Raw genomic sequence first — 14,023 nt, 5'->3', positions numbered from 1 at the left:
CTTGGTTGGCACACGGGGAAAGCCAGCGCCGACCAAGGTCGGCAGCTACCGGGCACGGCCCAGGCAGGACCTTCGTCCCATGCCATGGGCCGTGGGCGGTGCCATGATCGGGGTCTGCCTTCCCGGGAACCTGTGCTCGTGAAAACCCGTCTTGCCGTTGCCCTGCTGATCGCCCTGTCCGCCCCCGCCGTGGCCCTGGCCGCGCCGCCCGCCACCGCCGCACCGGCCAGCGTGGCCACCGAATCGCCTGCCGACGCCGCCTTCCGTGCGGTGTACGAGAAGGAATGGAAGTGGCGCCAGGATGGCGGCGGTGAGGCCAGCGAGGACGAGGACGCCCCGGCCAATGCCACCCGCATGCCCGACGTCGGCCCGGCCGCGCAGCAGGCGCGCTTGAAGGTGTGGGACGAGACTCTCGCCGCGCTGAAGAAGATCGACCCGAAGACCCTGTCGCCCGACAACCAGGTCAACTACGCGATCTACCGCGACCAGGTGTTCAACCTCGCCGAAGAGGTGCGCCTGCGCGGCTACGAGATGCCGTTCAACGCCGACTCCTCGTTCTGGTCCAACCTGTCCTTCATGGCCCGGCGCGAGATGAAGACCGTGCAGGACTACCAGAACTACATCGCACGGCTGAACGATGTGCCGCGCTATTTCGGGCAGCAGACAGAGAACATGCGCGCCGGCCTGAAGCGTGGCTTCAGCGTGCCGCGCGCGGTGCTAGATGGCCGCGAGGTGTCCATCGCCACCGTCGCCGAGTTGAAGGACCCGACCGAGTCGCCACTGTACGCGCCGTTCAAGAAGCTTCCCAACAGCATCCCGGCCGCCGAGCAGGCCAGGCTGCAGGCACAGGCGCGTGAAGCGATCAACGGCAAGGTGGTGCCGGCGTTCCAGCAGCTGCGGACCTTCTTCGTCAACGAATACGTGCCGCAGGCGCGTACCACCCTGGCCGCCGAAGCGATGCCGGACGGCAAGGCGTACTACAAGCAGCAGATCCACGAATACACCACGCTGGACCTGTCGCCGGACGAGATCCACCGCATCGGCCTGGATGAAGTCGCACGCATCCAGAAGGAAATGAACGACATCATCAAGCAGGTGAAGTTCAAGGGCAGCTTCGCCGAGTTCCTGACCTTCCTGCGTACCGATCCGCAGTTCTATGCAAAGACGCCGGAAGAGCTGCTGTCGCGCGCGGCGTGGATTTCCAAGCGGGCCGATGGCCAGCTCGGCAAGTACATGACATTGCCGCGTGCGCGCTTCACCATCGTGCCGGTGCCGCCGGATATCGCGCCGTTCTGGACCGCTGGCCGCGGTGGCATGGGCACCTACTGGCTCAACACCTACAACCTGCCGTCGCGCCCGCTGTACAACCTGCCGGCACTGACGCTGCATGAGTCGGATCCGGGCCACGCGCTGCAGGGCGCCATCGCCGCCGAGCAGAAGAACCTTCCCGAGTTCCGCCGCAACGCCTACATCTCCGCCTATGGCGAAGGCTGGGCGCTGTACTGCGAGAAGCTGGGCGTGGAGATGGGCATCTACGAGACCCCGTACGAGGATTTCGGCCGCCTGACCTACGAGATGTGGCGCGCCGCGCGCCTGGTGATCGACACCGGCGTGCACAGCAAGGGCTGGACCCGCGAGCAGGCGCTGGCCTACCTGCGTGACCACACCGCGCTGAGCGAGCATGAAGTGACCACCGAAGTCGACCGCTACATATCCTGGCCGGGCCAGGCGCTGAGCTACAAGCTGGGCGAGATCGCCATCGTGCGCCTGCGTGCGCAGGCCGAGAAGGAGCTGGGCGACAAGTTCGACATCAAGGGCTTCCACGACACCCTGCTCAAGCAGGGCTCGGTGCCATTGCCGGTGCTGGAACAGCAGATCCAGGCCTACATCGCCGAGCGCAAGAAGGCCTGACCGCACCACCAGGGATCGGAAACGGGGTCGGATCGCAGGATCCGACCCCGTCATGTTTCACCCCACCGCTCGTGGCTTGGCCACCCGCGCTGCGAAGGTCGGCAGCACCAGCAGGGTCAGCACGGTGGCGGTGATCAGTCCACCGATCACCACCGTCGCCAGCGGCTTCTGCACCTCCGCACCCGAACCGCTGGCAATCGCCATCGGAATGAAGCCGACGATCGCCACCAGCGCGGTGGTCAGCACTGCGCGGATGCGGCTGGAGGCACCGTTGATCGCCGCCTGCAGCGGCAGGTCACCGGCGTCCAGGCGCTCGCGGATCGCCTGCATCAATACCAGGCCGTTCAACGTGGCCACGCCGGAGACGGCGATGAAGCCGACCGCCGCCGACACCGAGAACGGCATGCCACGCAGCAGCAGTGCGAGGATGCCGCCGACCAGCGCCAACGGTACGCAGCTGAACACCAGAATGGCTTCCTTGCCACTGCGCAGGGCCATGAACAGCAGGCTGCCGATCAGCAGGAACACCACCGGCACCACCGTTGCCAGCCGCTTCTCCGCGCGCTGCAGGTTCTCGAACTGGCCGCCCCAGGTCAGGTAGGCCCCCGGCGGCAGCGCCACGTCGGCCACCGCGGCCTGTGCCTCGCCGACGAAACCGCCAAGGTCACGACCACGTACATTGGCCTGCACCACCACGCGGCGGCTGCCGTTGTTGCGGCTGATCTGGTTCGGCCCTTCACTGACCGTGATGCGCGCGACCGACGACAACGGAATCACGAACCCCGACGGCGTGGCGATCGGCAGCGAGGCCAGCTGGTCCGGATCGTTGCGTGACGCGTCGTCCAGGCGCACCACCACGTTGAAGCGGCGGTCGCCTTCGAAGATCTTGCCGGCGGCAGTACCGCCGATGCCGGTGGACAACGCGTCACTCACGTCTGCAGCGGTCAGTCCGTACTGCGCCGCCGCCACATGATCGATGGCCACGTTTAGCGTGGGCAGGCCGGAGATCTGTTCCACCCGCACGTCGGCCGCGCCATCCACCGCACGCAGCTTCAGCGCCACCTGGTCGGCCACCTTCTGCAGCTGGCTGAAGTCATCACCGAAGATCATCACCGCCAAGTCGGTACGCACGCCGGAAATCAGCTCGTTAAAGCGCAGTTCGATCGGCTGGCTGAACTCGAAGCTGTTGCCCAGCTGCTGCCCGGCCAGCTTTTCGAAGCGCGCCACCAGTGCCTCCTTGTCCAGCTTCGGATCGGGCCAGTCCTTGCGCGGCTTCAGCACGATCACGCTGTCGGAGATATTGGTCGGCATCGGGTCGATGGCCGCCTCGGCGGTACCGGTACGCGAGAACACGGTCTCCACTTCCGGCTGCTTGGCGATCGCCTTTTCCAGTGCCAGCTGCATCGCCAGTGACTGCTCCAGCGAGGTCGACGGCACGCGCAGGGCCTGCATCGCCACGTTGCCTTCGTCCAGCGTCGGCATGAACTCGCGGCCCAGCAGCGAGAACGCGCCGATGCCCACCACCACCATCATCACCGCACCGGCCAGCACCGTGCGCGGATGCGCCACGGCCTTGCGCACCACTGGTTCGATGCGCGCACGCAGCACGCGGATCAGCCTGGTTTCGTGCCCGCCGTCGTCCGCATGCGCGTCGCCATGCTTCACCTTGGGCTCGCGCACCAGCAGCGCGGCCATCGCCGGTACAAAGGTGAAGGAGAAGATGAAGGCACCGACCAGGGCCAGCATGAAGGTCGCCGCCATCGGGTGGAACGTCTTGCCCTCCACACCTTCCAGCGTGAGGATCGGCGCGAACACCAGCAGGATGATCAGCTGTCCGAACGCCGCTGGACGCGCCATCTTCATTGCCGAATCGGCGGCCACGCGCAGCCGCTCCATCGCGGTCAATGCACGACCCAGCTCGGCGCGGCGCTGGCCCAGCATCAGCAGCGTCGACTCGACCACGATCACCGCACCGTCCACCAGGATGCCGAAGTCCAGCGCGCCCAGGCTCATCAGGTTGCCGCTGATGCCGAAGCGGTTCATGCCGATCACCGCGAACAGGAACGACAGCGGAATCACCAGCGCGGTGATCGTCGCCGCGCGCAGGTTGCCCAGCAGCAGGAACAGCACCACCACCACCAGCAGCGCACCCTCGGTGAGGTTCCTGGCCACGGTCTTGATGGTGGAATTGACCAGCACGCTGCGGTCCAGCACCGGCGCGGCCACGATGTCGGCCGGCAGCGATTTGTTCACCTGTTCCAGGCGCGCCGCAGCTGCCTGCGCCACGGTGCGGCTGTTGCCACCGGCAATCATCAGCGCGGTGCCCAGCACGGCTTCATGGCCGTTGCGGCTGGCCGCACCCAGGCGCGGCGCGCGGCTCAGGTCGACGTCGGCCACATCGGCCACGCGCACCACCACGCCATTGCGGGTCGCCACCGGAGCCTGTGCAAGGTCATCGGTGGTCAGGGCCAGGCCGTCAGCACGTACCACCAGGCCTTCGCCGGCACGCTGCACGAAGCCGGCACCGGCCTGCACGTTGGAGCGCTGCAATGCGGTGACCAGATCGGCAAGGCCGAGGCCATGCGCGGCCAGCCGCGCGCTGTCCGGATGCACGCCGTATTCCTTGACGTAGCCGCCGACCGTATCGACACCGGCCAGCCCCGGACTGGAACGCATCTGTGGCGCGATGATCCAGTCCTGTACGGTGCGCAGGTAGGTCGCGCGCTCCTCCGGCGTGCGCAGCAGGTTGCCTTCCGGCGTGCGGTAGACCTCACCGGCCTGCCAGCCGGCTTCACCGGGCTTGGCCAGCTTGGCCGGATCGAACGTGGTGAAGTCCACCGTCCACATCAACACCTCGCCGAGACCGGTGGTGACGGGTGACAGCATCGGCGATGCGCCATCGGGCAGGTCTTCCGATGCCTCGCGCATGCGTTCGGCCACCTGCTGGCGGGCGAAGTAGATGTCGGTGGCATCGGTGAAGATCGCGGTCACCTGCGAGAAGCCATTACGCGACAGCGAACGCGTGGTAGTGAGGCCAGGAATGCCGGCCAGCGCGGTTTCCAGCGGATAGGTCACCTGCCGCTCGATCTGTTCGGGCGTCAGCGCCGGTGCCACCGTGTTGATCTGCACCTGGCGGTTGGTGATGTCCGGCACCGCGTCGATTGGCAGCTTGCCCAGCTGGAACAGGCCCACAGCGGCGATCAGCGCCGCCATGAACACCACCAGCCAGCGGTGGCGCACCGCTGTTTCAATGATCAGCTTGAACATGGTCGCCTCCTCAGTGGCCGTGCTCGGCTTCGCCCTTGGCCAGTTCGGCCTTGAGCAGGAAGGCGTTGCTGCCAACGATGCGCTCGCTGCCGGTCAGGCCACCGAGGATCTCGATGCGGTCACCGGCGCGACGGCCAGCCAGCACCGGCTGTACCTTGAAGCCGCCTTCGACGGCGACGAACACTGCACTGCTGCCATCGACGTTCTGTACCGCATCGGCCGGCACGCTGAGCGAGCCATCCTGGCCCTCGGTGACCACCACGGCCGATACCGGCGAGCCGGCCGGCGGCAGCGACGCATCCACCGGCATGGCACGGATCACCGCGACGCCGCCCTGCTGGCGGACATCGGCGGCCGAACCGGTGACGGTGGCGGTGAAGCTGCCACCCGGCACGCTCACCTCCAGCTTCATGCCGGGCGTGACCTGTGCGGCCAGCGCCGGTGGTGCGGTGAACACCAGCTCGTTCATCGACGGGTCGGCGACGTCGGCGACTGCACTGCCGGCGGCGACCACGCCACCCGGGGTGACCTGCACGTTGCCGACGATGCCGGCCACCGGACTGGTGATGCGCACACGGCCGCTGCTGTCCGGCGAACCGTTGGCGGCGGCCTGGGCCTGCGCGGCGGCGGCCTGGGCCTGTGCCGCCAGCGAACGTGCGCGCGAGGCTTCCATTTCCTGGCGGGCGACCACGCCCTGGTCGACCAGGGCCTTGTCGCGGCCATAGGCCAGGCGCGCGGCTTCGGCTTCGGCCGATGCGGCCAGTGCATTGGCGCGGAACACCGCCGCCTCGCCACTGACCACGATGGCCAGCGCCTGGTTCTGTTTCACCGCCGTGCCCGGCGCGACCAGTACGCGCTCGACGCGGCCGGTCACCGTGGAGGCCACCGAAGCGCGGGCGCCCACGGCGGGCTCGACCCTGCCGGACAGCCGGGTCGAGCCACCGCCACCGCGACCGATCGCGACCACTTCGATACCGGATGCCTTGATCTGTTCCGTGGTCAGTGCAACCACGCCTTTGTCCGCGTCAGCAGGGGCCTTGGCGGCTTCCGCCTTGGCTTCCTTGCTGTCGGTCGCGTGGCCATGGCCATCGTCGGTGCCCGCCTTGGCTGCGGCGGGGTCTTCATTGGCAGGTGTCTGCGCGTTACCAGCGCAGCCGGCCAGCAGGACGGTCAGCAGCACGCCGCCGATCAGCGGGAAAGTACGGGAGAGAGTCATGGGGCCTCCACAAAAGGTGCGCGCCCTTCAAGGCGGGCAAGATCGATTTCCGCGGCGACGCGCGACAGGCGCGCATCCACGGCAGTGCCGCGGGCGGCGATGAGGGCGCTGCGCGTGCTGCGCAGTTCCAGCTGCGAGATGCGTCCGGCGTCAAAGCCGACGCGGGCCAGGCGGTACGCCTCTTCGGCGGCGACCACGCTTTCGTCGGCGGCGCGGGTACGGCTGCCGGCGGCTTTCAGTCCGGCGACGGCGGAGAGACGTGCGGCCTCGCTGTCGCGACGCTGCTGGTCCAGGCGTGCTTCGGCCGCGCGCTGGTCGGCATTGGCGGCGCGGATGCCACCGCGGTTGCGGTCGAACAGCGGGATGCTGAGGCTGACCCCGAGGTTGTAGGCACGCTCGCCGCCTTCGCGGAAGCGGGTCTGCGCGGCGGTGACGCTGAGGTCGGGCAGGGCGCGCTTGCGCTCCACGTCGACCAGCTTGCCCGCCGCATCGGCTTCGGCTTCGGCGATGCGCACCGCCAGCGCCACGTCGGTGGCGCCGCGCGGCAGCGGCGGCGCGCGGTCGAGCAGGCTGTCGTCGATCGACTGCACCGGCGCATCCAGCAACGCGGTACCGGCCAGGCGGGCCAGCGCGGCATCGCGGAAGGCCTGCGCCTCATCCAGCGAGGCGCTGGCGTTGGCCACTTCGCTCTGCGCCTGCACCGCACGCAGCTGCGGTTCGCGGCCCTGCTTGACCATCGCGTTGACGGCGTTGGCATCATCGCGGGTGAGGCTCAGCGCTTCTTCGGCCAGGATGTAGCGGCGCAGTGCACTTTCCGCCTGTGCGTAGACCACCGCGAGCTGGCTGGCCACATCGCTGCGACTCTGCGCGCCACGCAGGTTGGCCGCCTGTGCCTCGGCGCGGGCGGCACGGACACGCGCGCCACGTTGGCCCCAGACCTCCAGCGGCTGGGACAGGGTGAGCACGGTATCGGCCTTGCCCATGCCGCCATAGGAGCCGGTGCCCCAGGCGTTTTCGGCGGAGTAGGAAAGGGAAGGGTTGGGCAACGCACGCGCCTGGTCGGCGCGCGCGTCGGCGGCCTCGGCCAGTGCCGTACCCACGCGGGTACCGGGCAGCTGGTCCAGGCGTTCAAGCAGGGTGTCGTAGGAGGGGGCGGCTTGCGCCATCACCGATGCCGCCGGGGCCAGGCCCAGCAACACGGCGACGACCAGCCCGGCCGCGCGCGGCGACCGAGGTGTCAGGATCGACATAGGGGGGATTCCGGTTGTGAGTGAAACGGGAGCCCGCGATTGCGGGACGCGCTCAACTCACGCCCGGGGGGGGCGCGTCAATTCATCCTGGGCGACCGCATAGGTCGCCGCGTCGCCGGCATTCATCCAGCGCGCCGGCAGTGGCGTACCGAAGGCGGCGAAATCGTTAGCTGGCAGGCTCAGCGTGGAGTGATGGCAGTGGTTATGCGTGCAGGCACCCGTGTGCTTGCTGTCGCTGTCACCGCCTGCATCGTCCGCAAGGGACTCGACATGGGCGCTGCTGGCATGCGGTTCCACCGCACACACCAGTGCGTCGGCCACCGGAACGACCACGAATGCCGCCATCAGCAGCATCATCAGGTACGTACGCAGTTGGCGGGTGATCCGGCGCATGGAAGGGAGGCTAGCAAGCGGTTTTCGCCGGATACAATATCAATGGGCGCTTCGGGAATTCGTCGGAATCTCCCGTTCAGGTGGGCGGCGCCGCCTGCTTTGGTAGGTGTCGACCTCCTGCCTGGTGCGGACCTCCTGCCTTGGTAGGTGTCGACCTTGGTCGACACGCTTTTCGACCCCGACACATTGCCGGCCAGCGGCCGGCACTACCGGTCTGCAGGCAGCTTCGCGATCACCTTGATCTCGAACTGGAACCCATACAGCCAGGTCACGCCGATACCGGTCAGGGTAGGGTGCGGCGCCTCGCCCCAGTACTCGGGCACGATCGCCCAGGCCTTCTCGAAGTTCGTTTCCGGATCGACCAGGAACACGGTCACGTCGATCACGTCATCGAACGTGCAGCCCGCAGCAGCCAGCACCGCATTGAGATTCTCGAAGGCACGGCGCACCTGCGCTTCAAAGTCCGGCTCGGGCGAACCGTCCTCGCGGCTGCCGACCTGGCCGGAGACGAACAGGAAACCGTTGGATCGGATCGCCGGCGAGTAGCGGTTGCGCTCGTACAGGGCCTGGCGACCGGCGGGGAAAACGACATCACGCTGTGACATGGGGAAGATTCCGCGGGAGAGAACGCCATCCTCCGCGCCAGCGCTGTCTGGATAAACCGCGATGATCGGCCTAGATTGATTGTCAATTCCAAACAATCATGGCCCGCCATGGACCGTTTCGAGGCGATGCGGGCCTTTGCCCGCGTGGTGGAAACCGGCAGCTTCACCCGCGCCGCGCAGACCCTGCAGATCAGTCGCACCACGGCCACCCAGCTGGTGCAGCAGCTGGAGGCGCACCTGCGGCTGCGCCTGCTCAACCGCACTACGCGCCGGGTCAGCGTCACCGCCGATGGCGCGGCCTACTACCCGCGCATCGCCCGCCTGCTGGCCGAGCTGGAAGAGGTGGAAGGCGGGCTGGGCGACGCCGCTACCCAGCCGCGCGGGCGTCTGCGCGTGGATGTGCCCGGGCCCTACGCGCGGTTGCAGCTGGTACCGGCGCTGCCGGATTTCCAGGCGCGTTACCCGGAGATCCAGCTGGACATCGGCGTCAGCGACCGCGAGGTCGATGTCATCGCCGACAACGTCGACTGCGTGATCCGTGGTGGCACCCCGGCCGACCCGGCACTGGTGGCGCGGCCGCTGGCAGCGCTGCCGATCGGTTTCCACGCCAGCCCCGGCTATGCGCAGCGCTTCGGCCTGCCGACAGACCCACGCGCGCTGGAAGGGCCCGATCACCACATGGTCGGCTTCCTCAGTCCTCGTAGTGGCCGGGCGCGGGTGTTCAGCGCCCAGCGCGGCGATGAGCGCGTTGAGGTGCAGGGCCGCTATACGGTCGGCTTCGACGACGGTAACGCCTATCTGGCGGCTGCGCTTGCGGGGCTGGGCGTGGTGGCGCTGCCCAGCTATATGTCCGAACCGCACGTGGCGCGTGGCGAGTTGCTGCCGGTACTGGAGGACTGGCAACTGCCGTCGATGCCGATGCACGTGATGTTCCCGCCGAACCGGTACATGAGCCAGCGGTTGCGAGTGTTCATCGATTGGGTGGTGGAAGCGTTGGGGTGAGTGCACCGGTCGCGTGCGAAAATCGGCGTGCACGTACTGGAGAACGCACACCCTGATGAGCCGCATCGTTGCACTGGATACCGAAACCACCGGCATCTCCCACCGCCTGGGGCACCGGGTGATCGAAATCGGTGCCGTCGAGCTGATCGATGGCCAGCTCACCGGTGGCCAGTTCCACACCTACCTGCAGCCGCAGCGCAGGGTCGATTGGGGCGCACAGCGCGTGCATGGCATCAGCGATGCAATGCTGGTGGGCAAGCCGCTGTTCTCCAGCAAGGCCGCCGAACTGCTCGACTTCCTGCGCGGCAGCGAGATGGTCGCGCACAACGCCACCTTCGATGTGGGCTTCCTGGACAACGAGCTGCGTCTGTCCGGCATCCCCGGCACGCTGGCCCAGCATTGCCGCATCACCTGCAGCCTGAAGCTGGCGCGGGGGCGCTGGCCCGGCCAGGGCAACAAGCTGGACGATGTGCTGCAGCGCCTGCGCATTCCAGGCCAGCGCGGCCTGCACGGCGCGCTGAAGGATGCGCACCTGCTGGCCCAGGTGATTCCCTACCTGCGCTGAGCTGGCCTGGTAGCTGTAGAGCCGAGCCCATGCTCGGCTCGGTCTTACGGGCCGAAGCAGCCGAGCATGGGCTCGGCTCTACAGGAAGGCGGCCGTCGCATTCAGCCCCAGCCTGTGGGTAACTTGCGCAAGTGCTTGAACCCGTGCATAATGCGCGGCTCGCTGTGTCCGGTTTTCTATCGGGCGGCGCCCCCCGGGAGCACGTCCCCGGCCGCCCAACGCCAGCGTAACCCTTTGATTCTCTTGACGTGTGGTGGGCAACCATCGAGGCCGCCGTCTCCCGGGCTACGGGCTGACACAACTTACTATCGAGGTGCGCAATGTCCCGCGTATGCCAGGTTTCCGGCAAGCGAGTGCAGACGGGTAACAACGTCTCGCACGCCAACAACAAGACCCGTCGTCGTTTCCTGCCGAATCTGCACGAGCGCCGCTTCTGGGTTGCCAGCGAAAACCGCTGGGTGAAGCTTCGTGTTTCCGCGCATGCACTGCGCACCATCGACAAGAACGGTATCGATTCCGTTCTGGCTGAGCTGCGTGCGCGCGGCGAAAAGGTCTGAGGAGTAGACGATCATGGCAGGCAAGCGCGATAAGGTCCGTATGATTTCGACCGCTGGTACCGGTCACTTCTACACGACCGACAAGAACAAGAAGAACACCCCGGGGAAGATGGAATTCTCCAAGTACGATCCGGTCGTGCGCAAGCACGTCCCGTACAAGGAAGGCAAGATCAAGTAATTCGCAAGGATTGCTGGTCGCTTCCGAAGAAACCCGCCCTCGTGGCGGGTTTTTTCATGCCCGACGGTGGGGCCGGTGGGTGCCTGTGGGTGTCGACCTTGGTCGACACGCTGGTTCAACGCAGTCGAGCGCGGCTCGACTCTACACACCCTGCTGGGCAGAATGGCCCATCACCTCCCGACGGGCGACGCGATGCTGTTCGAGTGGTTGCTGGGTTCGTACCTGCTGCTGATCGACTGGCTGATCCGGCTGGTCGCGCTGTGCTGGATTCCCACCCGCACCACGCCGGGTGCGGCGCGCAGCTGGCTGCTGCTTGTCGGCTTCGTGCCGCTGCTGGGCCTGCCGCTGTACCTGCTGTTCGGCCACCCATGGCTGTCGCGAGAGCGCATCCGCCGCCAGGCCGAGGCCTCCCAGGTCATCCGCGAGGAACAGGCGCTGCAGCATCGCCTGCGCTGGACCCCGCAGCCGGATACCGCCGGTGCCGAGATCGTGCCGCTGGTGCAGCGCCAGGGCGATTTCATGCCGGTGCACGGTAACGCGGTCGACCTGCTGACCGACTACGACGAATCGCTGCACACGCTGATTGCCGACATCGATCAGGCCGAAGACCGCGTGCACCTGCTGTACTACCTGATGTTCGACGACGCGGTAGGCGAGGCCATTGTCGAAGCACTGCAGCGTGCCGCCGCACGTGGCGTGCAGTGCCGCGTGCTGCTTGACGCGGTGGGCGCCAAACGGGGGCTGCGCGCGTACAGCAAGCGACTGCGGTCACGTGACGTTGAAGTACGCGCGATGCTGCCCGGCGGCCTGCGTTGGCGCCGCAGCGGCCGCATGGACCTGCGCAACCACCGCAAGATCGCGGTGATCGATAATGAAGTGGCCTATGTCGGTTCACAGAACCTGGCGGGTCCGCAGTTCGTGCCCGGCCACCCGAACCGCGAGCTGGTGGCGCGCGTGCGCGGCCCGGCAGTGGCACATCTGGAAGCGGTGTTCGCCAGCGACTGGTACATGGAAACCGGCCAGCGGCTGGACGTCATCGCCGATGTGCCCGAGTGCAGCGACGACATCGCCACCCAGCTGCTGCCCAGCGGCCCGGCCTACCCGTACAGCAACGCGCGTGATGCGGTTGCGGCGTTGATTCATCTGGCGCGACGCCGGCTGGTGATGGTCACCCCGTACTTCGTGCCTGACGAAGCCACACTGAGTGCGCTGCGTATCGCCGCATTGTCCGGCGTGCAGGTGCAGCTGATCCTCTCGGCCAGCAACAACCAGCGGCTGACCTCGTGGGCGCAGGAGGCGTACTACGACGAGTTGCTGCGCTGTGGCGTGCGCATTGCCCTGTACGAACCGCAGTTCCTGCACGCCAAGCACATGAGCGTGGACGAGGACATTGCCGTGCTCGGCTCGATCAACATGGATATCCGCTCGTTCGCGCTGAATGCCGAAATCGGCCTGATCTGCTACGACCGTGCGCTGGTGCAACAGTTGTGCGCGATCGAGGATGGCTATCTGCGTGAGTCGCGGCAGCTGGATCTGCAGCAGTGGCGCAGCCGCCCCACGTGGCGGCGCAGCCGCGAGGGCATCGCACGCCTGGCCGACGCGTTGATGTGACGCGGCGGCAACCGCCCATTTCGGCAACCCGGCCCATCATCACCGATGGCCTACAATCGGCACATGACTGATTCACCGCGTAATGGCGAACTGGACCTGGCAATCATCGGCGGTGGTGCGGCCGGGGTGCTGGTGGCGATCCAGGTATTGCGCCAGGCCAAGGCGCCGTTGGCGCTGGCCATCTTCGAACCCGCCTCGCAGCTGGCCCAGGGCATCGCCTATGCCACGCCGTGGCCGGAGCACCTGCTGAACGTGCCGGCGGCGAAGATGAGTGCGTTTGCCGACCAGCCCGGCGATTTCCTCGACTACCTGATGGCCGCCAACGCCTACCCGGGCGAGGCGCGCGAGGTGCTGGGCGAGCGCTATGTATGCCGCCACTACTTTGCGGCCTACCTGCAGCAGCGCCTGCAGGAGGCCGCTGCGGCCAGCCCGGCGCAGCTGCAGGTGATCGCGCAGCCGGTGCTGGGCCTGCAGCCGGATGACCACGGCTACCAGCTGACACTCGGCGATGGCAGCACGCTGCACGCCGCGCAGGCGGTGCTCGCCACCGGGAACAGCATGCGGCCGCTGCCGGTGGCCGGTGCCGAGGCACTGCCCGCCGATGACGTGATCGAGGCCTGGGACTACGACGGCGTACGCACCCTGGCCGGCGAGCAGGCTGTGGCCATTGTCGGCTCCGGCCTGAGCATGGCCGATACCGTGCTGGCCCTGGTTGCCGCTGGTCACACCGGCCCGCTGCATGTGATCTCGCGCCATGGCCTGCTGCCGTTGCCGCATGCGCATGGCGGCCTGCCCACGTTCGACCCGGCCACGCTGCTGCCGATGAACCTGCGCCAGCGCCTGCGCGCATTGCGCCGGTTCGCTCGTCAGGCGCAGGCCGACGGCCTGCCGTGGCAGGGCGTGATGGACCGTATCCGTCCGCACGGGCAGGCGCTGTGGTGCAGCCTCGACGCGGCCGACCAGCGCCGCTTCCTGCGCCATGTGGTGCGCTACTGGGATGTGCATCGCCACCGCATCGCCGAAGAGGCCGACGCACAGCTGCAGGCGCTGATCGAAAGCGGCCAACTGCGTATTCACCGGTCCCGCCTGCAACGCATCGGCCGCGAAGGCGACACCCTGCGGCTCTCTGGTCGCGCTCCGTCTGGCAATGAACAGCACTGGACGATCGGCGGCGTGATCAACGCCACCGGCGTGGAAACCCGCGCCAGCGCGTTGCGCAATCCGCTGCTGCAGCAGCTGCAGGCCGATGGGCTGGCCCGCCCCGGCCCGCATGGGTTGGGCCTGGACAGCACGGTGCCGGGCGACCGCCTGTGTGCTGCCGGGGGCCAGCCGCAGGCACGGCTGGGCGTGCTCGGCAGCCTGCGCATCGGCAGCCTGTGGGAAAGCCTGGCGGTGCCTGAACTGCGTCAGCAGGCGCAGGCACTGGCCACCCAGGTGGTCGCAGGAGCCGCGACGGCGATGCCGTAAA

General features: G+C 67.6%; 12 protein-coding genes. 7 read left to right on the top strand and 5 right to left on the bottom strand.

Annotated elements, in window-relative coordinates:
* Nucleotides 1-138: 138 nt before the first annotated feature.
* On the top strand, nucleotides 139-1,911 hold the full coding sequence (locus R1H25_RS09960; RefSeq protein ID WP_208043564.1) for a DUF885 family protein: 1,773 nt from the start codon (nucleotides 139-141) through the stop codon (nucleotides 1,909-1,911).
* 57 nt (nucleotides 1,912-1,968) lie between these two features.
* Here the strand turns inward: R1H25_RS09960 and R1H25_RS09955 are convergent, their stop codons facing one another.
* The 5 genes from R1H25_RS09955 to R1H25_RS09935 all read right to left on the bottom strand — a co-directional run bounded on the left by R1H25_RS09955 (nucleotide 1,969) and on the right by R1H25_RS09935 (nucleotide 8,642).
* Entirely contained in the window at nucleotides 1,969-5,178 is a 3,210-nt protein-coding gene (locus R1H25_RS09955) for a CusA/CzcA family heavy metal efflux RND transporter (RefSeq protein WP_317223494.1), read from the bottom strand.
* A gap of 10 nt (nucleotides 5,179-5,188) precedes the next feature.
* Nucleotides 5,189-6,394: an efflux RND transporter periplasmic adaptor subunit gene (locus tag R1H25_RS09950; RefSeq protein ID WP_317223493.1), complete on the bottom strand. Its 1,206-nt coding sequence runs from the start codon at nucleotides 6,392-6,394 to the stop codon at nucleotides 5,189-5,191.
* Nucleotides 6,391-7,644, bottom strand: coding sequence for a TolC family protein (locus R1H25_RS09945; protein ID WP_317223492.1), 1,254 nt, complete (start codon nucleotides 7,642-7,644; stop codon nucleotides 6,391-6,393). The genes R1H25_RS09950 and R1H25_RS09945 overlap by 4 nt, the downstream gene beginning before the upstream one ends.
* Before the next feature lie 57 nt (nucleotides 7,645-7,701).
* A complete protein-coding gene (locus tag R1H25_RS09940; RefSeq protein ID WP_154349875.1) occupies nucleotides 7,702-8,037 on the bottom strand; it encodes a hypothetical protein in 336 nt (111 codons plus the stop codon).
* 206 nt (nucleotides 8,038-8,243) lie between these two features.
* Nucleotides 8,244-8,642: a RidA family protein gene (locus R1H25_RS09935; protein WP_317223491.1), complete on the bottom strand. Its 399-nt coding sequence runs from the start codon at nucleotides 8,640-8,642 to the stop codon at nucleotides 8,244-8,246.
* Between the two features lie 108 nt (nucleotides 8,643-8,750).
* Between R1H25_RS09935 and R1H25_RS09930 the strand changes: the two genes are divergently transcribed.
* From R1H25_RS09930 to R1H25_RS09905, 6 genes are all read left to right on the top strand, one after another.
* A complete protein-coding gene (locus R1H25_RS09930; RefSeq protein ID WP_317223490.1) occupies nucleotides 8,751-9,644 on the top strand; it encodes a LysR substrate-binding domain-containing protein in 894 nt (297 codons plus the stop codon).
* A gap of 55 nt (nucleotides 9,645-9,699) precedes the next feature.
* On the top strand, nucleotides 9,700-10,209 hold the full coding sequence (locus tag R1H25_RS09925) for a DNA polymerase III subunit epsilon (RefSeq protein WP_317223489.1): 510 nt from the start codon (nucleotides 9,700-9,702) through the stop codon (nucleotides 10,207-10,209).
* Between the two features lie 320 nt (nucleotides 10,210-10,529).
* Nucleotides 10,530-10,766 carry a 50S ribosomal protein L28 gene (gene rpmB, locus R1H25_RS09920; RefSeq protein WP_005411638.1) on the top strand — a complete coding sequence of 79 codons (237 nt, stop codon included), beginning with the start codon at nucleotides 10,530-10,532 and terminating at the stop codon, nucleotides 10,764-10,766.
* A gap of 10 nt (nucleotides 10,767-10,776) precedes the next feature.
* Nucleotides 10,777-10,944, top strand: coding sequence for a 50S ribosomal protein L33 (gene rpmG, locus R1H25_RS09915; protein WP_170272460.1), 168 nt, complete (start codon nucleotides 10,777-10,779; stop codon nucleotides 10,942-10,944).
* Nucleotides 10,945-11,136: 192 nt separating this feature from the next.
* Nucleotides 11,137-12,555 carry a cardiolipin synthase gene (cls, locus tag R1H25_RS09910; RefSeq protein ID WP_317223511.1) on the top strand — a complete coding sequence of 473 codons (1,419 nt, stop codon included), beginning with the start codon at nucleotides 11,137-11,139 and terminating at the stop codon, nucleotides 12,553-12,555.
* A gap of 45 nt (nucleotides 12,556-12,600) precedes the next feature.
* Nucleotides 12,601-14,022 (top strand): FAD/NAD(P)-binding protein, encoded by a 1,422-nt coding sequence (locus R1H25_RS09905; RefSeq protein ID WP_317223488.1) that lies wholly within the window; start codon nucleotides 12,601-12,603, stop codon nucleotides 14,020-14,022.
* Nucleotide 14,023 lies beyond the last annotated feature (1 nt).

The organism is Stenotrophomonas veracruzanensis, from assembly GCF_032911525.1.
GTDB classification, from domain to species: Bacteria; Pseudomonadota; Gammaproteobacteria; order Xanthomonadales; family Xanthomonadaceae; genus Stenotrophomonas; species Stenotrophomonas africana.
The sequence above is the reverse complement of the archived record's forward strand: the minus strand, read 5'-3'. Positions and strand labels throughout refer to the sequence as shown.